Genomic DNA, 22,625 nt, shown 5'->3' on the forward strand with positions numbered 1-22,625 from the left:
TGGTATGCATTTAGCCCTTTTCCTTTGAGATGATGTAGGTGGGTGAAAAGTAGGAAAAGCCCCGGGGCAAGCCCGGCTACCGGCTGGGAACCTTGGGGCTTTGCCGTGTCCGGGAACGGGAGGGACAACATGCCACCGAAGCCTGCGCGTCCGTGTTCCCAGCCCGGCTGCCCGAACCTCACCCACACCCGCTTCTGCCCGGAGCATGCGAAAGCGGAGGACGAACGGTACCGGCGGTGGCAGCGTGACCTGAAGATCAACCGCAGATACGGTGCCCGCTGGCGCAAGATCCGCGCCGCCTACATCACCGCCCACCCCTTGTGTGAGGACTGCCTCGCGGCTGGCCGGTACACGCCGGCGCAGGAAGTCCACCACATCCTCCCGCTCGAACACGGCGGCACCCACGACACCAGCAACCTCCGGGCGCTGTGTAAGCCGTGCCACTCCAGACAGTCAGCGCTCGACGGAGACCGTTGGAGGCAAGCACCCAGGGTCTACGCCTACTGATGAGCCCGTACGTTGCACGCAGTCGCCGCGATGGTCTGGAACCTAGTTGCCTACCTGCTCTGCTTTGGTGCCGAATCGCTGTCGGAAACCCTACGTCTGTTGACGGACTAAGGTGATGGTTCGGTTAGTTTTGGCGGCGATTGTGGGATCGTGTGTGACGAGCATGAGGCCACACTTGCGTTGGTGCACTTGGCTTAGTAGCAAGTCCATGGCTTCTTCACGTAGCTCAGTGTCGAGTGCGCCAGTGGGTTCATCTGCGAGTATCAGCTTTGGGCTGTTGATAAGGGCGCGTGCGAGCGCGGTTCGTTGACGTTCGCCACCAGAGAGTTGTTCGGCCATCCGGGATTCTTCCACGTGAAGCTCGCGTAAAAGTTGCGAGGCTTCGTCGCGAACGGTTGGATCGTTTTTGTCCCAGAGTAACCGTGGCAACATAACATTATCAAGTGCGGTGTAGCCACTCATAAGTTCACCGTTTTGAAAGACAGTACCAATTGTTGTTGAGCGTAGACGCGCCAGTTGATCGAACTTGAGCTGATGAACGTTTGTGCCGTCAACGAGGACGCTACCTTGGAGTGGCCGATTCATGCCAAGGATCGTTGTCAAGAGGGTGGTTTTACCAACGCCAGAACGCCCCATGATTGCTACCGTCTCACCCGTGTCGATGTCAAGGTTGAACGCCGTAAACAAGGAAGTTGTGTAACCACATGACAGGTTGCGACATTGTAGGATGCTCATTTTTCAGCTCTTTCCGGGCAGCCAGTTAGCGGCTTCTTTCTTAACAAGGACGTACATGAGGATTGCTTGGGTAAGAATAAAAACTAGGTAGAGGACCCCGATAGCGATCATGAATGACCACGGAAAGAATCCACCAAATGCGAAAAAGAACTGGCTCGCGAGGAAGACCCCTATACCAAGTGAGGCTATTCCCGTCACGATGCTCACTGTTGCGTGACGCATGGAGATCGTCCACGCAATTGTGTCAGATTTGCCTGTCAAAGATGCGATGGGCGCAAACTCCTTGGCATGAGAGCTCGTTTCTCGCGCGTACTGCATCCAAACCGACGTCATCGCGTAAATGAAACCAAGCGTGGTAAAAAGCGTCAACCAAGTTGCTTGCTGTCGATATATCTGTGCGATCGCTCGCCCGCTTTCTCCATCAGCAATTGATAGTGGGGGAATGGGTGTATCAAACTCGATCCCTTGGATCTGTGTCAGTAAGTCTTCTTCTTGCTCAGAAATCGTATAAATCCACGCCCATCGAGATTCTAACGAGATTTCATCAAGTTGCGCATCATATTCGGGAACCAATACGTGCTGAACGTAGTCTCGAAGGTATGTGTGGTTCACCTGCCCTGAACTCACTTCTGCCACACCTTGACCATAGGCTGCCACATACACTGTCACTGCAGGGTCCTGGGACGCAATAATAGCTGCTGCGTCATCTAAACAGGTTGCGTAGTCTCCAGAGCAATTCAGTGATGTCTTGACAATTTGGAATCCGTCTGGAGGCCTTGGCGGGGGAACTTGAGCTCCAGCAATGATTCCAAACAGTGCCACGAGAATCACCCCGATGGCAACGAAGCTTCCTGCGAAAGCACCCGTTCGCGAAGCTTTATAGGGGTGATTGATCACCCAGCGAAAAAATACACCAGTTCGTAGATCTATTGCTCGTCTTTTTATCACGAAATTCGTCATGACGGCGCACAGCACTGCGAGGGTGGCATGTAGCCCCAAAATCACGAAAAAAACTGTGACCATGACAAGCGGGAGCACAAGGCTGTTGGGGATCTTTAGCCAGAACACTCCCATCACAGTTGCCAGCACGATTCCAAGCCCAAATAATGCAAGCCCCGAACCGGTACTGAGAGACCATCGTTTGCCCGCGCGGGAGCGAGTTCGGTTCGTGCTTGGCCACGTTAAGTACGCAAAAGCGATACCTGTGACTATTGCGAGATATGCGACGAGTGGCGCGAGGTTATCAACGTAGATATTGGGGTGAAGCCGATATCCCGTAAAAGGCAGACGAACATATCCCGACGCCAAGACCACGATGACTACTGCAGCTAGACTCACACCCACAAGGTATGGCCTGTAAAGGTAGGTAACCGAGTGCCGGATGAGTTCACGACGTGGAGCACCGATGCTCTCGAGCACGAACCGTTCGCCGGAAAGCAGCTCCTCTACTGATGCACGTGTTGCGCGAAGGTTGAGAATAAGAGGAAAAGCGAAAACTAAAAGAGCCACCGGTAATAAGTACTGTGACCATTGCTCATAGTTGACATCTCCGAAGAGCGCACCATCACGAGCGTCTCCGGCGAAGCCGGAAGAGAAATACACTCCCTCTTCATCTCTGGCCAAGTCAATAAAAGCTTGCCCGTTGCTCGGCCGATAATACGCAACAATCTCACCATCGAGAATCACAGCATTATCAATAACTGCCTGAATTGGTCCAAACTGTCTCTCCAAAATATCCGAGTACGGCACTGCGGATTCAGATACTGCGATCTGTCCCGGCTTGAGCCACTCCGTTAGCCCCGCAGGCAATTCAGCATCATCACTCAGAGGTTCAATCTCCAACACCCCTACAAGGCGAGAATCAATAAAGGTATTGTCCACTCGATAAGCAAAACTCGCGCTCTCCTCAGTAGAGACATATACAGGTGAACGCGAGTTTGCTATCGAGTACCTTGAATCAAGTTCAGCAGGAATCGCAGCCAAGGCGAAAAAACACATAACAACGAAGAACGATGTGAGCCCTACGGCTACCCGCTGAATAAGGTGTTGATTTGACATCTATGTTCCGGCTTCTAGTAAATCCAGCCGCCACAGTCCATCGGCAGAGGCGCTGGACGTGAAAGACAAGGCTGAATAGCAGTAATTTTACTAGGAGCATACTTAGTTACTGTTGTGCCGTAACCACTTTTATTTGCTAAACCGGCTTGCTTCGTTCCTCCGTCATACTTGTAGTTAACGGCGGGAAACTTTCCATCTCCAGCGTTGTCCTTGATCGAGATAAATGATCCTGAGGTGTAGGTGTACTGACCATATTTCGATCCGGCGTAGCTAAGAGCAGATGCAGTCGATGCAACGCCCATCACCATTACGATCGCGGCCAAGCCTGCAGTGAAAGATCGCTTCGTTTTATTCTCACTTCCTTGTGTTATATGAGCGGGTGACGGGAATCGAACCCGCGCCGGCTGCTTGGGAAGCAGCAGTTCTACCATTGAACTACACCCGCCGGTAGGTCGATCATAAGGAATTCGGGGTGGGTCTGCCAAAACGGCAGACCCACCCCGTTGCTACGGTGCGCCTTAAGTCCGCGCCTCAGGCGCGCACGATCGTCACATCGCCCACGCCGGACTTTGCCTCCAGATAGACCTTCGACGTCACCTCGGCGACGCTCGCAACCTCGTCGAGCTCGCTCTTGACCTGCCCGAGCCCCGTCTTGACCTCGAGCTTCGCGGCCGTCCCCTCCACGATGCCCACGCGGACATCGCCGGTTCCGGACTTCACCTTGAGCGACTTCGGCGGCTCGGCACCCGTCACGGCTGCCACGTTAATCGAGCCCACGCCCGTCTTGAGCTCGCACTTTTTCGTCACCATCACGCGCTCGATGTGGATGTCACCGGTCCCCGACTTCACGTCCGAGCCCTCGACCTCCTCGATCTTGACATCCCCGGCGCCGGTCTTGACCTCCGAATCCACAAACGCGGTGCCGGTAACGTTGCCCGCGCCCGTCTTCACCTTGGAATCCACGCCGCGAGCCGCGATGTCGACGTCGCCCTGGGCAACCGACAGCTCCATCTGCGCCGTATCCACCGGGATTGTAATGACCACCTCGCCCGGCGTGCCGCCCGTGCCAAACGTCTTCTGCTCACGAACGCGCACACCGGCGTCGCTCGTCTCAATCCGCGCGCCAGCCGGCTGGTTCTCCCACTCGACCGACGGCTCGGCGCCCGGGTCAACAACGATGCGCACGCCCGCGCTGTACAGCTTTACTCGAATTTTGAAGTTCATAGTGTCTCCTTACATCGACCAGCCGCTGAGCCGATTCGCGCTCGGCTGGCGGCGGGACAGTTTGTCAGTGACGGCCTCCACGATCCAGGAATTCAGGGAGCCGCCCGTGGTTTGCGTATGGGTGGTGATGGCATCGCGCAGTGTGCGGGGGAGGCGCAGCGTCATGCGAACTACCGGATCGTCGTCGAAATCCGGCACGTTCGGCGTCGCGTCCACGGCGAACTCCGGCCCGCTCTTACCCGCCCTCACGTAGAGGTTGGTCGTGATGCCTTGACGATTCAGGCTCTCGGCCGCGTCTACCAGAATCTCCTGGCGAATCTGAGCGAGCGCAGGGCCGAGCGCACGTGTAATTGCCGGGACGGCCGCCCGGACGTCCTCGGACGCGAGGGCTGTCGCCGCCTCAAGCTCGGCGGCGAGGATCTCGGCAAATTCATTGGTGTCTCTCATGGCACCAGTATGACACCATTCATGACACCGCGCAACCGACACCCGACATCCGCCCGCGAACGCCCGTCCTCCACGCGGCGCGCGTGAGAGAATCGACCCATGCTTCTCTCAGATCGTGACATCCACGCATACGTCGAACGCGGCAAGATCACCCTCGACCCCTGGGACCCCGAGATGGTGCAACCCTCGTCAGTCGACATCCACCTCGACCGCTTCTTCCGCCTCTTCGACAACCACAAATACCCCATGATCGACCCCTCGCAGCCGCAACCCGAGCTCACCCGCCTCGTGGAAGTGCCCGCCGACGGCCACCTCGTCCTCCACCCCGGCGAGTTCGTCCTCGGTTCCACGTACGAGCAGATAACCCTCGACGACGACGTCGCGGCGCGCCTCGAAGGCAAGTCCAGTTTGGGACGGCTCGGTTTGCTCACGCACTCCACGGCCGGCTTCATCGATCCCGGGTTCTCGGGCCACGTGACGCTCGAGCTGTCGAATACCTCGACGATGCCGATCATGCTCTTCCCGGGCATGAAAGTGGGGCAGTTCTGCTTCTTCCAGCTGAGCTCGCCCGCCGAGAACCCCTACGGCCAGGGCGCCCACGGGTCGCGCTATCAGGGGCAGCGGGGCCCGACGGCGTCGCGCTCGGATCTGAATTTCCATCGCATCGACGTCTCGGATCATCACTTCACTGAGTAAGCGCGCGGAGAGGTACGCGGAGAGGTGAGCGGTGACGCACGCGGGGAGCTCCGCAGTGCACTCCGCCCGCGCCTCCGGCGTCGCGAAGGTGCCGTCGCGCAAACTTCGGGACAGCACTGCGCCACGCCCCCGCCGCGCTTCAGAAAAGCCGTGCAAGAAGCGTGATTTTTATCAGGAAAGGATGAGACAGAGCGACTTTTAGTGTCCCTTTCTTTAAGATGGAGAGTGACATCGCGCGGACGGCTCAGGGCGTGATTCTGAGCCGCCAACTCACAGACATCACGGGAGCGCCATGCTGATTTTGCTAGCCGCCTTTGCGATAGGCGCTCTCGTTGCGCCTGTCATCATGCGGCGGGGCAGGCTCGGCTACGTCACACTCTCCGTCATCCCGCTCTCGTCCTTCGTCGCGCTTGCCATGCAGGGGCGCCAGGTCCTCAGCGGAAACTTCCCCACGGAATCGTGGGCGTGGGTCCCGCAGCTCAGCCTCAATCTCACGTTCAGGCTCGACCATCTGTCGTGGGTGATGTCGCTGATTGTGACGGGCGTGGGTGCGGCCGTGCTCTTCTACTGCGCGCGCTACTTTTCCGCGTCAGCATCGGGAATGGGCCGCTTCGCGGGCCTCTTCCTCGCATTTGCCGGCGCGATGCTCGGCCTCGTTATCACCGATAACACGCTGGCGCTGTACCTGTTTTGGGAATTGACCTCGGTCTTCTCCTTCCTGCTCATTGGCTTCAACTACGAGAAGCGATCCTCTCGCCGCGCGGCCAGCCAGGCTTTTATCACGACGACGCTGGGCGGACTCGCCATGCTCATCGGCATCATCACGCTCGGCAACATCCCGGGCGGCTCGTACTCGCTGGTTGAGCTCATCGACTCCTTCAATGCGGGCACGCTCGGCGTGGCCCCGATTACCGCGAATTCCACGCCGCCCGGCGCGATCGTCGCGGCCGTCGTCCTCATCCTTATCGGCGCGATGGCCAAGTCCGCGATCATCCCGTTCCACTTCTGGCTCCCGGCGGCCATGGCAGCCCCCACCCCGACGTCGGCGTACCTGCACGCCGCGGCGATGGTGAAGGCGGGCGTCTACCTCGTAGCCCGCCTTGCTCCCGGCTTTGCTGACGTGCCCGCGTGGCGATGGATGGTGCTCGTCGGTGGCATTGGCACGCTCCTCATCGGCGGCTACCGCGCGCTCAAGCAGAACGACCTCAAGCTCGTCCTCGCCTTCGGAACCGTCTCGCAACTCGGCCTCATTTTGATCATGGTCGGCTACGGAACGTCGGCGATGTTGCTCGCCGGCCTCGGTATGCTCGTCGCCCACTCGATGTTTAAATCCACGCTCTTCCTCGCGGTCGGCCAAGTCGACTGGGCCACCGGCACGCGAGACCTCCGCCAGCTGTCCGGACTCGGGCGCCAGATGCCGATCACGGCCGCGGCCGCCGGCCTCGCGGGCCTGTCCATGATGGGCTTCCCGGGCTTCGCCGGCTTCGTCGCCAAGGAAGCCGCGCTCCACGCGCTCGTGGGCAGCGACCTCGTCGGCACGATCACCCTCATCGCCATCGCGGTGGGCTCGGCCTTCACCGCCGCCTACACACTTCGCTTCTGGTGGGGCGCCTTCGCGGACAAGCCGGGCATCGAGAACGTCAAGATCAAGAAGCGCTCCTGGCTCATGACGATCCCGGTCGTCACCCTGTCACTCGGCGGCCTGATCTTCGGCATCGGCGCCCACTGGCTCGACGCCGCCCTCGTCCCGCACGCCCAGCAGATCGCAGGCGAGCCGGGTCACCTCGTGGCATGGCCGGGTCTGGGCGCTCCGTTCTACCTCACGCTCGTGATCCTCGCGGCCGGCGTCGCTATCTTCGCCCTGCGCGGCCCATTCGAGCGCACGCTCGGCAAGCGCGACTTCCCGGTCGCCGCCGACGCCACCTACCAGCGCTCGCTCGACGCTCTCGACGCGCTGTCCGGACGAGCGACGGCGTTCACCCAGCGCGGTTCATTGCCCGCCTATCTCTCCACGATCTTCACGTTCACCGTGGTCTCCATCGCCCTGGCGCTCATGGCCGGCAACCTCACGAACACGATCGAACTGCGCCCCTACGACTCGGTGCCCCAGGCAGTCGTGGTGAGCGTGACCGTGGTCGCGGCCTTCCTCGCCGCTCGCGCCCGGCACCGGCTCAAAGCCGTGCTCCTCATGGGGATCTCGGGCTACGGCGTCGCTCTCACGTACGAACTGTACGGAGCCCCGGATCTTGCGCTGACGCAGGCGCTGGTCGAGACGATGACGCTCGTGGTGTTCATCCTCGTGCTTCGCCGCCTGCCGCAATACTTCTCGAATCGCCCGCTGCGAATCTCGCGCTGGTGGCGCATCATCCTCGCGGCCTTCTTCGGCCTGATGACGGCCCTGCTCGGCGTGCTCGCGGCGGGGGCGCGCGTGCACGAGCCGATCTCGTTGTTCTTCCACGACGAGGCTTACCAGTACGGCTACGGCAAGAACATCGTCAACGTGACCCTCGTGGACATCCGCGCGTGGGACACGATGGGGGAGATCGCCGTGGTGGTGGCGGCCGCGATCGGCATTTCCTCGCTGCTGTTCATCCGCGACCGCGGCGGGCGCATCGACCGCTTCCGCAACATCCAAGCCCCGCGCACGAACGTGGCCGGGCAGGTCATTCGCGCGACGCACGAGGTGGAAGGCCCCACGTGGCACCGCAGCCGCACTCGCGTGATCGAGTCGGCCGTGACTTCGCCCGGGCGCAACCGGCGCTGGCTCGAGGGCACGGACCAAGTGCCATTCTGGCGCCGTTCCGTGATTCTCGAGGTGGGCACCCGCCTGACGTTCCACACGATCATGGTCGTCTCCGCGTTCTTCCTGTTCGCCGGTCACAACGCGCCCGGCGGCGGCTTTGCGGGCGGCTTGCTCGCCGGCATCGCCCTCGTGCTGCGCTACGTGGCCGGCGGGCGCTACGAGCTCGGCGCGGCAATTCCGCTTCACCCCGGCCACCTCATGGGTGCCGGCCTTGCGGTTGCCGGAGTATCGGCGCTCACGCCGGTGTTCCTCGGCGGCACCATCTTGCAGTCCGCCAAGATCATCGTCACCCTGTGGGGATTCGGCGAAGTCAAGATCGCCACGGCCGTATTCTTCGATATCGGCGTCTACCTCGTGGTGGTCGGCCTGATCCTCGACATCCTGCGCTCGCAAGGCGCCGAGATCGATCGCCACGGCGAGATCGAGGGCCTCGACGACGACGACTACGAGATCCAGCCATCCGAGGATTCGCGCCGCGAGACCAAGGACGCCCAAGCCGCGCGCAACTTCGACACCCAGGAGAAGCGCGAACACGTGCACGGGCGCGAGCGCGCTGACGAGATTGAAGAAGAGCTTGCCCTGGTGGGAGCACGCGCGGCCGAAGGCAGCGCCGAGGCCACGTCCGCGGCCGAGGGTGCGGGTGAAGCGCCCGCGACGCAGTCCGGCGAGGGCGCGGAACCTGACTCTGAGCGAGCCTCGACCCCGGATGCGCCCGAACCCATCATCGATGACGCCGCGACCAGCGAACACGTTGGCGACGCCGAGCTAGACGTACCGGCGGAGGCGGACGAACCGTGGCCCGACGTCGTCGAACCCGAAAAGGAAACCGTGGACCCCCAGACTGGCTTGACGACCGTCGCGACCGACCCCGAGACGACCAGCGCCATGCAGGAAATCACCGAAGAGGAGGCAGACAAGTGACATCATCAGCCGCACTCGCCATCCTCTCCGGCGTCCTCGTGGGCGTGGGGATCTACCTCGTGCTCGAGCGCTCGCTCTCGCGCATCGTCCTTGGCCTGTCCGCCATCACCAACGGCGTGAACATCCTGTTGCTCATCGCCGGCGGACGCTCGGGCGAACCGCCGCTCGTCGGCGTCGCCGAAAAGGAAGACATGGCCGACCCGCTCGTCCAAGCCATGATGCTGACGGCGATCGTCATCAGCCTTGCTGCGACGGCGTTCATCCTCGCGATGGCGTATAGGTCGTGGCAGCTTAACGGCAACGACGAGGTCCAAGACGACCTCGAAGATCGCCGAATCGCCAAGCGCGAGGGCGAAGACGAATTCGACGCGCGCGCCGATCGGCCGGCCGATCTCGAAAGCGATGCCTCCGAAGCGCACGACGAAACCGAAGGCGAATTCGAGGACGACGAACTGGCCGGGACCATTCATCCCGTGTACGACAAGCCGCGCACGAGGGAGGGAAGCAAGTGACCTGGACCTTCCTTGTAGCTCTCCCGGTGGCGTTGCCGATTCTTGGCGCGGGCCTCTCGCTCGCGTTCGCGTCCGTGCGCCGGCTGCAAGGCCTGCTCTCCGCGGGCATCCTCAGCATCGTGTGGCTGGTCGCCGCGTTCTTGGTCTACCAGTCAAGCAAGGGCCCCGTGGTGCTCGACGTTGCCTCGTGGGCCGCACCCGTGGGTATTTCGCTGGTGGCCGACCGGTTGTCGTCGATCATGCTCATCACGTCGGTGACCGTGACGCTGACCGTTCTTCTGTATTCGCTCGCCCAGGGCGCCGCCGATGGCGATGAGGCCGCGCCGATCGCGGTGTATCACCCGGCGTTCTTGCTGCTCTCGGCGGGCGTGTCCAATGCGTTCCTCTCGGGTGATCTGTTCAACATTTACGTGGGCTTCGAGCTCCTGCTCGTGTCCTCGTTCGTGCTGATCACGCTCGGCGGTACGCGAGATCGAATCCGCTCGGGAACCGTGTACGTGGTGGTCTCGCTCGTGTCGTCGGTGATTTTCTTGATCGGCATCGCGCTGTCGTATGCGGCAGCCGGCACCGTGAACCTCGCGCAGCTCGCCCTGCGTTTGCCGGAGATCGACCCGACCGTGCGCCTGACGATTCAAGTCATGCTGCTCGTGGGCTTCGGCATTAAGGCCGCCGTGTTCCCGCTGTCCGCGTGGCTGCCGGATTCCTACCCGACCGCACCCGCGCCCGTGACGGCCGTGTTTGCCGGCCTGTTGACCAAGGTGGGCGTTTACACGATCATCCGCGCGCAGACCCTGCTCTTCCCGAACAACCGACTCTCGATAATCATCGGGCTAATCGCGGTGGCCACAATGATCATGGGCATCTTGGGTGCCGTGGCGCAGCAGGACATTAAACGTTTGCTCTCCTTCACGCTCGTGTCGCACATCGGCTACATGATCTGGGGCATCTCGATTTCCACAGTGACGGGGCTTGGCGCCACGATCTACTACGCGGTTCACCACATCACCGTCCAAACGGCGTTGTTCCTCGTGGTGGGACTGGTCGAACGAAGAGGTGGCACGACGTCTCTGGTGCGGCTTGGGTCGCTGGCGAAATTGGCGCCGTTCCTGGCCGCGCTCTACATCGTGCCGGCGCTCAACCTCGCGGGTATCCCGCCGGGCTCGGGGTTCTTCGGAAAGGTCGGGCTGATTCAGGCGTCGATCGACCGCATGATGTGGATCGACTGGCTGCTCATTGCCGCGGGCATCATCTCCTCGCTGCTCACGCTGTATGCGGTGTCGCGCGCGTGGAACATGGCGTTTTGGCAGACGGCTCCCGAGCCGCTGCCCGCCAAGCCCATTCCGTGGGGGATGACCGGTTCGGCTGCTGGGCTCGTTGGGGTCTCGCTCTTTATCTCGCTGTGGGCCGGTCCGATTAATCAGTTCACCGAGGGTGCCGCCGTCGAGCTTAAGGCGCGAAGCCCGTACATCGTGTCGGTATTGCCAGAGGACGGGCGCGGAACGGGCGAGAGCCCGCGCGTGCCGGGCGATGACTTGCCAGAGGTTGACGACATCGAAGCACCCGACTGGGCGCCAACCCCTGCCGAAGGTGGGATAGGAGGTAGCGACGATGGCTAGACCACGGTGGAGTAAGTCAGCGCGCGCTATCCATCGCGTCACGCGCAGGCCGGGGCGGTTCCCGCACGCGTCCGCGGGCATGCTCATTTGGCTCATGTTCGTGTGGGTGCTGCTGTGGGGCGATCTCACGCCAGGAAACTTCTTGGGGGGCCTGCTGGTTGCGCTCCTTGTGACCACGGTTGCGCCGTTCCCCGCCACGCCGTTTGATGGGCGCTTCCGCCCGATCGGCGTCGCGCACCTCATTTTGCGATTCCTCTGGGACATCCTCGTGTCGTCTTTCCAGCAGGGCAAGTTTATTTTGACCGGCGGCCAGCCGCAGGCGGCGATCATCCGTATTCACCTGCGCTCGCACTCCGACGTGTACCTCGCGATGATCTCCGGGATGACCGCACTCGTGCCGGGCTCCGTGGTTGTGGAAGCGCACCGCGTGACCGGAACGCTCTACGTTCACGTGTTTGACACGCGGCTCGCGGGCGGAATCGAAGGCGTGCACAGGACCGTTATGGATCTCGAGGAGCGCGTTTTGCGGGCGTTTGCCTCGCATGACGAGCTCGTGGACGCGGGCTTCGTTCCGGGCGCCACGTCTCGCGCCGGCCGTCTGCCTACGCCTTATGCTCCGGCTACCGGTAAGCCCATCGAGGCGGCGGTGGCGACCTCCGAAGAGATCGCGCGGGCCCAAGAGGCGAAGCGCGAAGAGCGTCACGAACGTACGCAGCGCATCGCGGGCAACGTCCTGCAGGCGGAGGTGGACGAGTGATTTACATTCTTGCTGCATGCATGGTCATGCTCGTGATCGCCGCATTCCTCGTCACTGCTCGTGCCGTGAAGGGGCCGACCTCACTGGACCGCATGGTTTCCGTGGACATGGTCTCCTCGATCTTGATCGGTTCCGTGGCGTTGCTGGCGGCGCTTACGAGGCGCTCGGATCTCCTTGCGTTGTTCATCGTCTTAGCGCTCATCGGTTTCGTGGGGTCGACGGCCTTGGCGCGCTTTATTACGCCGCTCGAGCCGAGTGCGCGCCGCATCCTGTCCAAGGATGAGGAGAGCGAGCTCGACGCGCAGATATCCCGGCGCCCCGACGATGCCGCGCCGGTGCACGACGTGGACGCGTTGGAGTCGGACGATGCGGATGTGGATGTGTACGACCCCGACGAGGTGGACTTTTCCGGGACGGACGTCGATTCCGATGACGTGTCGGAGGCCGGCCCGCAGCACGATGGCGCGACCGCCGTGGAAAGGAGAGAGCCGTGAACTGGGAAACTGTAGCCGACGTTGTCGGTATCTCCTTTATTCTGATCGGGTCGATCTTCACGCTCGTGGCCGCAATTGGCGCGTTCCGCTATAACGATCTGCTGGCGCGCCAACACGTGGCTACCAAGCCGCAGGTGTTCTCGCTGATCATGCTCATGACGGGCGTCTCGCTGCTCGTGCGCGAGGCATCCATGACCTGGACGATGATGCTGGTGATTGGCCTCCAGCTCGTGACCTCACCCATTTCGGCGCACATGATGGCCCGCTCCGGCTACCGCACAGACCGCATCGACCGTAGCCAGCTCGTGCTCGACGAGCTCGGCGAGGACATCGCCTCGGGCGACGACAGCTAGCCGCTATGGCTGGTGGCGCTCGCTAGCGCCGATCGCGAGCGGCGATCGCTATCGACGATCGCCGCTACCCTTGCCCGCTGGCAGTGGTAGTGGGACCTACTCGTGACAAACGCCCCGACGCAAGCCACCCATGCACGGGCTTGGATCGCTTCATCGATGGCGGAACTCCAGTCCCAATCGTCGTTTCGTGCTGACACCTGCGCTGTTCACGGCGATAATGGAAACGGTCTTCAATCCTTGGGAGGAAATATGAACATCGGATGGAAAGTCATCAGCCTGGGTATTTCGACAGTCGCTGGTGCGGCGGCGAACGCGGCAGCAGGTCAGGTATGGGAAAAGGGACTGGGCAAGCAAAAGCCCAAGGATGACGATGAGTTGGAGAGCCTGCCCATCAAGGAGCTCATCCTCTTTACCGCTATCACAGCAATCGTGCATGCCACTGTCACCACTCTCATGAAGCGCAAGGCTGCGCAGTGGTACGGCAACGACTAATCGCCTAACCCCGATCGGCTAGCTTCGGTCGCCAAGCCTCGATCAGCCAGCTTCGGTTGCCTAGCCCCTGCGCATCGAAACGCGGTGCGCCTAGGGCTTGATCTTGGCTATATGGGGACATCGTGCTCTGTGCGCCCCGCATTTCGACGGACGCGATGATGAACTCTCACGGCGAAGTGTTATAGTTCGAAGCACGACAGGGGAGCGCGGAAGCGCTGAGAGTGCGAAAAGATTCGCTGACCCTCGAACCTGCTCCGGTTAGTACCGGCGAAGGGAGTCGAGCGTCTCTCCCCAAGCACCCACCGGCTGACGGCAGGCGCTTGGGCCCTCCCAGATATTCAGGGAGGACGAATGAAGGCCAAAAGCCTCATCACCATTATTTCGGCAACAGTATTTCTCGGCGCGTGTTCGGCCGCCGATCAGGCGGATCCCACCGAGAACCAGACAGTGACTGTGCTAACCCACGATTCGTTTGCCATCTCCGACGAGGCCAAAGCGGCCTTCGAAGAGGAGAGCGGCATGACGCTTCGTACCACTTCGCCCGGTGACGCCGGCATGGTGCTCAACCAGCTCATCCTCAATAAGGACAATCCCACCGTCGACGTGGTGTTCGGCATCGATACGATGTCCGCCCAGCGTGCCTTGGACGAGGGCGTGATCGCCGACTACACCCCGAGCAACGATCCGGGCTCGGATCTGCGCATCGGCAACCTCACCGCAATCGACCGCGGAGACGTCTGCCTGAATGCGGACGCGGCCTACTTCGAGGCTGAGGGCCTCGCATTGCCGGAGTCGTTCGCGGACCTCACGAAGCCCGAGTATGAAAACCTGCTCGTCGTGACGAACCCCGTGGTTTCGAGCCCGGGCCTGGCGTTCCTTGCCGGCACGATCGATCAAACCGAGGATTGGCAGCAGTACTGGAACGACCTGCTCGATAACGGAACGAAGGTCGTGGACTCGTGGTCGACCGCCTTCTACACCGACTTCTCGGCGGCAGACGGCCAAGGCGACTACCCGCTCGTGCTGTCCTACGCCTCGAGCCCGGCATACGGCGAGGGCGTGTTCGTGAACGTCGAGGGAACGTGCGTGCGCCAGGTCGAATACGCCGGCGTTGTCAACGGCGCGCAGAACGACGAGGGCGCGCGGGCGTTCATCGACTTCATGGTCGGCGAGCAGTTCCAGTCCGAGATCCCCGAGACGATGTACATGTACCCGGTGGCGGACGTGGACCTGCCCGAGGAGTGGGCAACCTACGCTCAGCAGCCCGAAAACGTGATCGTCCCCGACCCGGCTCTCGTAGCCGAGAACCGCGAGACGTGGCAGCAGCAGTGGACGGAACTCTACGAAGCACGGAACTAATCCCTGCTCCCGGCGCGTGCCCGGACGAGCGGTGCGAACCATATGCGAGACATGATGACGAGATCCGCGGACCGGCCTAACGAGCCCGGGCCGGCACGGGCTGGATCCCCGAGATCCCCCCGGATCCTGCCCCGGCTTGGCTGGTCCGCGGCGCTCGCCATCCCCGCGATCTTCCTCGCGCTGTTCTTCGTCTGGCCGGTCGGCGCCATGATCGTCCGCGGCCTGGGCGACTGGAGCGTCTTCACGGACGTCCTGTCGCGGCCGCGCACGTGGCGCATCGTCGGCCAAACGCTCGGCATGGCGCTAGCGGCCACCGCCGGCTCGCTCCTTCTGGGCATCCCGGGCGCGTTCGTCCTGTACCGCCTGCGCACCCCGTTCCGCCGGGCCCTGCGCGCGTTCGCAACGGCGCCGTTCGCCTTGCCCACGGTCGTTGTCGGCGTAGCTTTTCGTGCGTTATTCGACGACGACGGTCCGCTCGGCTTCCTCGGGCTGGATCAGACGACTGCCGCCGTGGTGCTGGCGATGATCTTCTTTAACTACTCGGTGGTGCTGCGCACGGTGGGGTCGATGTGGGCATCGATTCGGGATCTGACGCCCGCCGCGCGAACCCTCGGCGCGAGCCCGGCCCGCGCATTTTTCACGGTGACGTTGCCCCAGCTCGGACCTTCGATTGCCGCGGCAAGCGGGCTCGTGTTCCTGTTTAGCTCCACCTCGTTCGGGCTCGTGCAGACACTCGGCCGGCCCGGCTACGGCACGGTTGAATCGGAAATCTACGTACAGACCACGGCCTACTTAAACTTGGACGTGGCAGCCGTGCTGTCCGTCCTGCAGTTCCTCATCGTGGCTGTGGCGCTGCTCGTGTCGAGCTCGCTGTCCACCCGAACCGAGCGCGCCCTCGACCTCAACGTTCGGCACCGCGCCGCACCCATCACACGATCCGCAATCCCAGCGATCGTCCTCACGGCGTTCTCGCTCCTCTTCCTGCTGGCACCCATGCTCGCTCTCGTGGCCGGATCGTTGAATGTACGCGGGGAGTGGTCGTTCCACAACTACCGCGCTCTTGGCCAGACGGGAGCAGGGTTTGCGGGCGGCACCTCTGTGACGGAGGCGCTCGAACATTCGGTGCGCATCGCGATCGATGCCTCGGTCATGGCCCTCGTCGTGGGCGGAATCCTAGCGCTCGCCCTCTCGCGGCGGGTTCGCAGCCCGTGGGCGCGCATGGGTCAGCGAATCCTAGACGGCGCGGTTCTCCTGCCACTGGGCATCTCCGCGGTGACGGTCGGCTTCGGATTCCTCATCACCTGGAGCGCGGGCAACAGAATCCCAACCGCCTACATTGTGCCGCTCGCGCAGGCTGTGGTGGCGCTTCCCCTCGTGGTGCGCTCGCTCGTGCCGATCCTGCGAGCCATCGACCCACGCATGCGCGAAGCCGCGGCAACCCTCGGCGCGAGCCCCGGCCGCGTCCTCGCCACGATCGACCTGCCGCTCATGGCCCGCGGTCTGGGCGTCGCATTCGGCTTCGCGTTCGCGATCTCGCTAGGAGAGTTCGGCGCCACCTCGTTCCTCGCCAGCCCCGACTACATGACGTTGCCCGTCCTCATCGGCCGCCTGCTTGGCCGGCCCGGGGTGGATAATTATGGCATGGCGCTCGCCGCGTCCGTCATCCTCGCGCTGATGACCAGCGCAGTCATGTTCCTCGCGGACATCCTTCGCCCCCGAGGCACCCAAGGAGTGACCTTCTGATGTTGCACATTGAGAACCTCAATCTGGTCTACGACCACCCGCCGGTGCACGCCGTGAAAGACGTGTCGATGACGATGCCGACCGGCGAGATCGTGGCGATCCTCGGCGAGTCCGGCTCGGGCAAATCCTCGCTCTTGCGCGCGGTCGCCGGGCTCGAGCCATCCACAGGCTCGGTGTTGATCGACGGCAAGGACGTGGCGAACGTGCCCGTCCACCAGCGCAACATCGGCATGGTCTTTCAAGACGCCCAGCTCTTCCCCCACCGCAACGTGGCGCGCAACATCGCCTACGGGCTAGAAATTCAAGGCCTGCCGAAGGACGCGCGCTCGGAGCGCGTGGCCGAGATGCTCGATCTCATCGGCCTGGCCGGCTACGAAGATCGGCCGATTTCCACGCTTTCGGGCGGCCAGGCTCAGCGCGTCGCACTAGCGCGGACTCTCGCGCCCCGCCCCGAGCTCGTGCTCCTCGACGAACCACTCTCCGCGCTGGACCGGATTCTGCGCACGCGCCTATCGCAGGATTTGCGCGAGATCCTCACGGCCGTCGACGCCACCGCCCTCTACGTCACACACGACCGCGAAGAGGCATTCACCGTCGCCGATCGCATCGCGGTGATGGATGGGGGAGCGCTCGTCCAGATCGGCGACGCCGGCGAACTCACGTCGAACCCCGCCTCCGACGTTGTGCTCCGGCTCCTCACGTAGCGCCAGAAACAGGTAGGTCCCGACGCCGTCCGGCTCCAGAAACTGGTAAGTCCCGACGCCGTCTGGGCCAGCGAGCCTAGAGCCCGAACTTCTCAGCCACGACCCTCAGCCCCACGTCCACGTGGTCGGTGAAGATCGCATCGGCGCCATCGTCGAAGAGTCTCGCCATCTGGCGCGGGGAGTTGATGGTCCACACGCGCACTGCCACGCCTAGATCATGAGCCATGTCGACGTAGCGCCGGAAGAATTGCTGGTCGGCGGCCTGCTTGATGCCGGCGATCTGCCAACCGATGTGGGCGTAGTTGCCAACGCGGATCGCGGGGTCGGGGGCCACGCCCCGCCGCGCCGCATTCACGAGAGCCGCCATCGTCTCCCAGCCCAGCCCGCGCTGGAGCTCGGGCCCCACGATCTCGCGGACGCCCTCGAGCCAGGCGTCCCACGCGTGGGTCACGCACACGCGAGGAGCCGAGTTCGTCGTCACGATGGCCTTTGCTAGCGGTTCGATGGCCCGCTCATCTTTGAGATCCACGATGAACTGCGCATTGGGGAACGACCCCAGCAGGTCAGCCATCTGCATGATGCCGCCAACCGTGCCTTCCGGCCCGCGCACAACCGCCCGCTGAAGCTCGGCGAACGAGTAGTCGGCCGGTGTCCCTTCCAAGTCGGTCAGGCGATCGAGCCGGGCGTCGTGAAAAGCGATCGCCACGCCGTCGGCGGTCACCTGAACGTCGGTCTCAAGAACGCGCGCGCCCGAATTCCACGCCGCGTCGAATGCGGACCGCGTGTTTTCCGGGTATCGCCCCGAAAACCCGCGGTGGGCGATCACGCGCTCGGCCCCGACCGGAGGGCTAAACGGCGCGACCGGCGCCGAGACGTTTCGCGAATTGCCGAGGATCATAGGGTGAGTTTACGGAATTTACTGCAATTCCGGGTTGTACTTGAGGGCGTTGACCTCGCACGAACACTCGGTGGCGATGTTGATGTTGCGCGCCAGCTTTCCTTCGGCACGTAGCTCGAGGAGCTGCGGCACCACGCGGTCGCGCAACGACCACGGATCAATCGTGTTGACGTAAATCTTCGAGCCGCCCTCGAACCCGGCGAGGGTCGACACGCGCCACTTGAGCAGGATCCGCCACGGCATGTTGACGTCGGAATCCTTGGGCTTGGTGTACCACTCTTCGTTGGTGGGCACGTCTGAACCCGTGGCCGCGTGCATCGCGTGCACGAGATCCGACATCGCCGCCTGCTCCTCGCGCGTGTGCTCCCACGGCTGGATGTGCTCGGACTTGGACCACACCTCGAGGGTGGGGTATCGATGCCCGAACCCGGCGATCGCCACCGCATGGGTGTTCTCGGCGATGATGAGGTTGTGGTAGCCGGCGTAGTTGATGCCGGCCTCGTTGTAGAGGTTCGGGTTCTTGCGGACCTTCTCAACTTCCATCCGGCCATTGACCGTGCGCTGATCGATCGCCACGAGCTGCTTGTGCAGGTGGTCGAAGGACGCCCCCGCCGGCTTGAGCCAATTCTGGAACACCTGCACGTAGCGCACGTAGCGGTTGGTCGCATACAGATCCTTCATCGCGTCGATGGTCAGGCGCATGTACCACTCGTGTTCCTGCGGGGTGAGTGTGCCGGAGCTTGCCAGCTCCGTGTCCATCGTCGCCCCGTCCACGAAGTGCCGCTTGGCCACCACGAGATCGTGTCCGCCGCCAAAGAACGAGTACGCGCCGGCCATCTTCTCGCCCTCGGAGAGCTCGTCGAACTCTTCGGAGGTCATCCGCGAGGCATACTTTGTGCGCAGCACGCCCATGACGTGCGCGCGCCCGGCGGGATCAGCCACGTACGCTTCGAGGCGCTTCGAGGCCTCGGGCGTGAGTCGGTAGTCGTAATTCATCGCCCAGTAATCAAACGAGAGAATCTCGAACAGGTTGGGCACCCGGCGGAACTCCCACTGGCGCGACAGCATATCGACGCTGTCAGTATGAATGATCTCCGCGTCGTCGCCCCGGCGCACGAGCCGCGCCTTTTCGGGCGGAGTTTCTAGCACGCGCTGGGTACAAAATGCGCAGTGCCGCCCGAGGTCTTCCTCGTTGACTGGCTGCGGGTCAGGGTTCTTGATGCCGAGCGGGCGATTCGCACGCCCCGGCACCGTCCACACTTCTGTGCCTGAAAAAGGATTGAGTTGCTTGATCGTTCCATCTGCCATTTTCGTAATGGGTTCACGGAAAGATTCATAAGCGGGCATGCGGTTTCCTTTCAGCGACTGCGCCACAATTCTACCAGCGCGACCATGCCAAAGTTGGGGCTTGCTTCCCCCGCGACGCCAGCCCAGCCTCGACCAGCGTCTTTAACGACGCCGTCGGGTCACCTCGCGCCAGCAACGAGATCGAGTCAGCGCGGATTGAGCCAACGGCGTCGTCGAAACCCTGAGTGGGGCTTCAGGCGGTTAGTACAGCGTGGTCTGCGAGCGCGGGCGAAGGCCGTGCTCGGTGACGGCCTTGTTGGCCTGGTCGAGGAATTCCGCGCGAACCTGGACCTCGTAGCGCTGAGCGCGCAGGGCCCGAATGGAGGCGAAGTCGCGCTGGCCGCGCGTTGCCCAGTGGGCGATTGCGCCCCAGATGGCGCCGAAGATCGCGCCGAAGAGGACCGGCCAGCCGAATGCGCCGAGGAAGCCCAGACCCGGGGCCAGGATGAAGAACATCAGGCCGATGAACACGCCGAACCACACGCCGCTGAGGGCGCCTTGGCCTGCGGACGATGCGATGGTCTTGCGGCCGCGCACGTCCTCCACGGTTTCGAGTTCGGTGCCGATGATGCGGGTGTGCTCCACGGGGAACCCTGCGTCTGAGAGTCCGTCCACGAGAAACTGGGCCTGCTTGTAGTCGTCGACTTCTGCGAGCATTCGGTAGTCAGTCAATTATTCTCCTTCAGATATGTGCGCAACGCGGCGCGATGCACGCGTGTGCGCGAGACAGTGCAATTGTCGGACTCAATCCTGAAGATTTCCTAAAAAATTTGACTATTTATTGCCGTGAGCAATAAATGTTCTCCCACGGCTGACCGCCGCCAAAACAGATGTGTGGCGCATCATGACGCGAACGTGACGCCCGAGCTATTGCCGCGCCGCGCCCGGGTGATACAACAGGGTAGTGGCTAATCGTGTAACTCTTCCCCGGGAAATTTGGGTATTGGTGGCGGCGGCTGTGGTCGTCTCGCTCGGCTACGGAATCGTGGCACCCGTACTCCCGCAGTTTGCGAAGAGTTTTGGAGTGACGACGACGGCCGCGACCGTCGTCGTTTCCGCGTTCGCCTTTATGAGGCTCGTTTTTGCACCGGCGTCTGGGCGGTTGTCGAACATGTTCGGCGAGCGGTGGATGTACATCTTGGGCATGGCGATCGTCGGCGTATCCTCGGTGGCAAGCGGCTTGGCGCAGTCGTATACGCAGTTGCTGATTTACCGCGGGCTGGGTGGCATCGGGTCGGTGACGTTCTCGGTGGCCGCGATGTCGCTGATTTTCAAGCTTGCGCCTCCGGGCGGCAAGGGCAGGGCGTCGGCCGCGTATGGCTCGGGCTTCCTGCTGGGCAGTATTTTCGGCCCGGCCGTGGGCGCGGTGCTTGCGCCTCTCGGCTATCGCTGGCCCTTCATGATTTATGCGGCCCTGCTCGCCGTGGCGGCCGCGATCGTCTTCTTCCTCGTGCCATCGAGCGTGTCTGACGCGACCCACAGCCTGAGACTTCGGCGCGACCGCACTGCGCGCCCGTCTCGCCAGGAGGAGCTCGAGCACGATCCCACCGCGCGCGAGCACGAGCAGACGGCCGATGAGCACGCGGCCGCCGAGCGCGAGATCGCGAAAGAAAAGGCCAAGGCGAAGAAACCGCCGATGACCGTTCGCGAGGCGTTGCAGGTGCGGCGATTCAAGATCGTCCTGCTCACGGCGTTCGCGCAGGGGTGGACGAACATGGGCGTGCGCGTGGCGGTTGTGCCGCTGCTCGCGGCGTCGATCCCCGGTGCGCCGAGCTGGCTACCGGGCGGGGCGCTGATGGCCTTCGCAGCCGGCAACGGCCTCGCGCTGTTGCGCGCCGGCTACCTGTCGGATGTGTACGGGCGTAAGCCGATCGTCGTGTTCGGTCTGATCGTCTCGGGCATCTTCACCATCATCATGGGCATGTGGGACACGACGGGCGTCGTCATGCTTGGTAGCTTCCTCGGCGGCTTCGGGTCGGGCGCGATTCAGCCCTCGCAACAGGGCACGGTGGCCGACATCGTGGGCAACCGGCCGGGCAGCCAAGTGGTCTCGTTCTTCCAAATGTCCGCCGACCTCGGCCAGATCCTTGGCCCGATCATCGCCGGCCTCATGATCGACTACTCGGGATACACGCTGGCCTACGGCTTCTCTGGCTCGATCCTCATTGTGGTTGCGCTCGCCTGGATCTTCCTCGTGAAGGAGCGCGTGGAGGATCGGCGCTAGCTGATCGCCGGCGTCGTCCCAGCTTAGGCTGGCCTTATTATTCCGCCAGCGAATCGCTCCCACGGGCGCGGCGCGGCGAGAGATAATCAAGGTGACAATGCATCTTTAACTTTAGGAGGACGGGATGTCGGAAAAGCAGTACGCCGGAGTTTATGACGATCAGGGAACCAAGCCATGGGTTATCGACATGGAGCAGGAGACCCTCGATAACACGAACTTCCGCACGACGATGTGGACGGGCAAGCACCTTCAAATGACCGTGATGGAGATTCCAGTCGGTGGAGACATCGGACTTGAGGTGCACCACGGAATTGACCAGTTCCTCCGCATCGAGCAGGGAACGGGTAAGTGCCAGATGGGTCCGTCGGAGGACAACCTCAACTTTGAGGAGGAAGTCGGCCACGACTCCGCGATCTTCGTGCCGGACGGCGTGTGGCACAACGTCACCAACATCGGCGACGAGCCGCTGAAGCTCTACACGATCTACGCCGAGCCGGATCACGAGCCGGGCACGGTTCACGAGACGCAGGAGGATGCCGAGAGCGATCCTCACGAGGATCACTGATTCCATAAAGGGACCTGATTCTCTAGAAGAATCTGAAACGGGTTTCACGACTCAACGCGGGTAGGCGGGCCAATTGGCCCGCCTCCCCGCGTGTGACTGGGTATTGAGTGATTTAGCTGAGTGATTTAGCTGAGTGATTTAGCTGAGTGATCAGTCGAGTGATTCACTAA

22 protein-coding genes, 1 tRNA gene and 1 riboswitch are annotated in these 22,625 nt (G+C 62.5%); of the genes, 14 read left to right on the forward strand and 9 right to left on the reverse strand.

Annotation, left to right across the window (positions count from 1 at the left end; genetic code table 11):
- Positions 1-129: 129 nt before the first annotated feature.
- A complete protein-coding gene (locus ACHFFR_RS03200; RefSeq protein WP_394262833.1) occupies positions 130-507 on the forward strand; it encodes an HNH endonuclease in 378 nt (125 codons plus the stop codon).
- A 90-nt stretch (positions 508-597) separates the two neighbouring features.
- Here ACHFFR_RS03200 and ACHFFR_RS03205 read toward each other — a convergent pair whose 3' ends face one another.
- From ACHFFR_RS03205 to ACHFFR_RS03230, 6 genes are all read right to left on the reverse strand, one after another.
- Positions 598-1,242, reverse strand: coding sequence for an ABC transporter ATP-binding protein (locus tag ACHFFR_RS03205; RefSeq protein ID WP_394262834.1), 645 nt, complete (start codon positions 1,240-1,242; stop codon positions 598-600).
- 3 nt (positions 1,243-1,245) lie between these two features.
- Positions 1,246-3,300 carry a hypothetical protein gene (locus ACHFFR_RS03210; RefSeq protein ID WP_394262835.1) on the reverse strand — a complete coding sequence of 685 codons (2,055 nt, stop codon included), beginning with the start codon at positions 3,298-3,300 and terminating at the stop codon, positions 1,246-1,248.
- Between the two features lie 14 nt (positions 3,301-3,314).
- Positions 3,315-3,623 (reverse strand): hypothetical protein, encoded by a 309-nt coding sequence (locus ACHFFR_RS03215; protein WP_394262836.1) that lies wholly within the window; start codon positions 3,621-3,623, stop codon positions 3,315-3,317.
- A gap of 51 nt (positions 3,624-3,674) precedes the next feature.
- Positions 3,675-3,745, reverse strand: a tRNA-Gly gene (locus tag ACHFFR_RS03220).
- Positions 3,746-3,831: 86 nt separating this feature from the next.
- Entirely contained in the window at positions 3,832-4,524 is a 693-nt protein-coding gene (locus tag ACHFFR_RS03225) for a DUF4097 family beta strand repeat-containing protein (RefSeq protein WP_394262837.1), read from the reverse strand.
- Positions 4,525-4,533: 9 nt separating this feature from the next.
- Positions 4,534-4,971 carry a hypothetical protein gene (locus tag ACHFFR_RS03230; RefSeq protein ID WP_394262838.1) on the reverse strand — a complete coding sequence of 146 codons (438 nt, stop codon included), beginning with the start codon at positions 4,969-4,971 and terminating at the stop codon, positions 4,534-4,536.
- 99 nt (positions 4,972-5,070) lie between these two features.
- Between ACHFFR_RS03230 and dcd the strand changes: the two genes are divergently transcribed.
- The 11 genes from dcd to ACHFFR_RS03285 all read left to right on the forward strand — a co-directional run bounded on the left by dcd (position 5,071) and on the right by ACHFFR_RS03285 (position 17,421).
- The gene (dcd, locus tag ACHFFR_RS03235) at positions 5,071-5,667 is read left to right on the forward strand and encodes a dCTP deaminase (RefSeq protein WP_394262839.1); all 597 of its coding nucleotides are present in this window, start codon (positions 5,071-5,073) and stop codon (positions 5,665-5,667) included.
- Positions 5,668-5,959: 292 nt separating this feature from the next.
- Complete coding sequence (locus tag ACHFFR_RS03240; RefSeq protein WP_394262840.1) at positions 5,960-9,391, forward strand: Na+/H+ antiporter subunit A; 3,432 nt, start codon at positions 5,960-5,962, stop codon at positions 9,389-9,391.
- Entirely contained in the window at positions 9,388-9,903 is a 516-nt protein-coding gene (locus tag ACHFFR_RS03245) for a Na(+)/H(+) antiporter subunit C (protein WP_394262841.1), read from the forward strand. The genes ACHFFR_RS03240 and ACHFFR_RS03245 overlap by 4 nt, the downstream gene beginning before the upstream one ends.
- Positions 9,900-11,519, forward strand: a complete 1,620-nt coding sequence (locus ACHFFR_RS03250) for a Na+/H+ antiporter subunit D (protein ID WP_394262842.1) — start codon at positions 9,900-9,902, stop codon at positions 11,517-11,519. The genes ACHFFR_RS03245 and ACHFFR_RS03250 overlap by 4 nt, the downstream gene beginning before the upstream one ends.
- Positions 11,512-12,276, forward strand: coding sequence for a Na+/H+ antiporter subunit E (locus tag ACHFFR_RS03255; protein WP_394262843.1), 765 nt, complete (start codon positions 11,512-11,514; stop codon positions 12,274-12,276). The genes ACHFFR_RS03250 and ACHFFR_RS03255 overlap by 8 nt, the downstream gene beginning before the upstream one ends.
- Positions 12,273-12,770 carry a monovalent cation/H+ antiporter complex subunit F gene (locus ACHFFR_RS03260; protein WP_394262844.1) on the forward strand — a complete coding sequence of 166 codons (498 nt, stop codon included), beginning with the start codon at positions 12,273-12,275 and terminating at the stop codon, positions 12,768-12,770. The genes ACHFFR_RS03255 and ACHFFR_RS03260 overlap by 4 nt, the downstream gene beginning before the upstream one ends.
- The gene (gene mnhG / locus ACHFFR_RS03265) at positions 12,767-13,123 is read left to right on the forward strand and encodes a monovalent cation/H(+) antiporter subunit G (RefSeq protein WP_394262845.1); all 357 of its coding nucleotides are present in this window, start codon (positions 12,767-12,769) and stop codon (positions 13,121-13,123) included. The genes ACHFFR_RS03260 and mnhG overlap by 4 nt, the downstream gene beginning before the upstream one ends.
- Positions 13,124-13,372: 249 nt before the next feature.
- Positions 13,373-13,615, forward strand: a complete 243-nt coding sequence (locus ACHFFR_RS03270; RefSeq protein ID WP_394262846.1) for a DUF4235 domain-containing protein — start codon at positions 13,373-13,375, stop codon at positions 13,613-13,615.
- A gap of 188 nt (positions 13,616-13,803) precedes the next feature.
- Positions 13,804-13,908: riboswitch (TPP riboswitch) on the forward strand.
- A gap of 58 nt (positions 13,909-13,966) precedes the next feature.
- On the forward strand, positions 13,967-14,974 hold the full coding sequence (locus tag ACHFFR_RS03275) for a thiamine ABC transporter substrate binding subunit (RefSeq protein WP_394262847.1): 1,008 nt from the start codon (positions 13,967-13,969) through the stop codon (positions 14,972-14,974).
- A 51-nt stretch (positions 14,975-15,025) separates the two neighbouring features.
- Positions 15,026-16,717: an ABC transporter permease gene (locus ACHFFR_RS03280; protein ID WP_394262848.1), complete on the forward strand. Its 1,692-nt coding sequence runs from the start codon at positions 15,026-15,028 to the stop codon at positions 16,715-16,717.
- Positions 16,717-17,421: an ABC transporter ATP-binding protein gene (locus tag ACHFFR_RS03285; RefSeq protein WP_394262849.1), complete on the forward strand. Its 705-nt coding sequence runs from the start codon at positions 16,717-16,719 to the stop codon at positions 17,419-17,421. Before ACHFFR_RS03280 ends, ACHFFR_RS03285 begins: the two co-directional genes overlap by 1 nt.
- A 76-nt stretch (positions 17,422-17,497) precedes the next feature.
- Here the strand turns inward: ACHFFR_RS03285 and ACHFFR_RS03290 are convergent, their stop codons facing one another.
- The 3 genes from ACHFFR_RS03290 to ACHFFR_RS03300 form a co-directional block, all read right to left on the reverse strand.
- Positions 17,498-18,319: a glycerophosphodiester phosphodiesterase gene (locus tag ACHFFR_RS03290; protein ID WP_394262850.1), complete on the reverse strand. Its 822-nt coding sequence runs from the start codon at positions 18,317-18,319 to the stop codon at positions 17,498-17,500.
- Positions 18,320-18,337: 18 nt separating this feature from the next.
- Positions 18,338-19,627, reverse strand: coding sequence for a DUF4921 family protein (locus tag ACHFFR_RS03295; protein WP_394262851.1), 1,290 nt, complete (start codon positions 19,625-19,627; stop codon positions 18,338-18,340).
- Positions 19,628-19,867: 240 nt separating this feature from the next.
- Positions 19,868-20,338: a general stress protein gene (locus ACHFFR_RS03300; protein ID WP_394262852.1), complete on the reverse strand. Its 471-nt coding sequence runs from the start codon at positions 20,336-20,338 to the stop codon at positions 19,868-19,870.
- Between the two features lie 232 nt (positions 20,339-20,570).
- Here ACHFFR_RS03300 and ACHFFR_RS03305 point away from each other — a divergent pair, with 232 nt between their 5' ends.
- Together ACHFFR_RS03305 and ACHFFR_RS03310 are read left to right on the forward strand one after the other, a co-directional pair.
- The gene (locus ACHFFR_RS03305) at positions 20,571-21,890 is read left to right on the forward strand and encodes an MFS transporter (RefSeq protein ID WP_394262853.1); all 1,320 of its coding nucleotides are present in this window, start codon (positions 20,571-20,573) and stop codon (positions 21,888-21,890) included.
- Between the two features lie 124 nt (positions 21,891-22,014).
- A complete protein-coding gene (locus ACHFFR_RS03310; protein ID WP_394262854.1) occupies positions 22,015-22,455 on the forward strand; it encodes a cupin domain-containing protein in 441 nt (146 codons plus the stop codon).
- Positions 22,456-22,625 lie beyond the last annotated feature (170 nt).

The sequence above is a fragment of the Trueperella sp. genome, from assembly GCF_043424875.1.
GTDB lineage: Bacteria > Actinomycetota > Actinomycetes > Actinomycetales > Actinomycetaceae > Trueperella.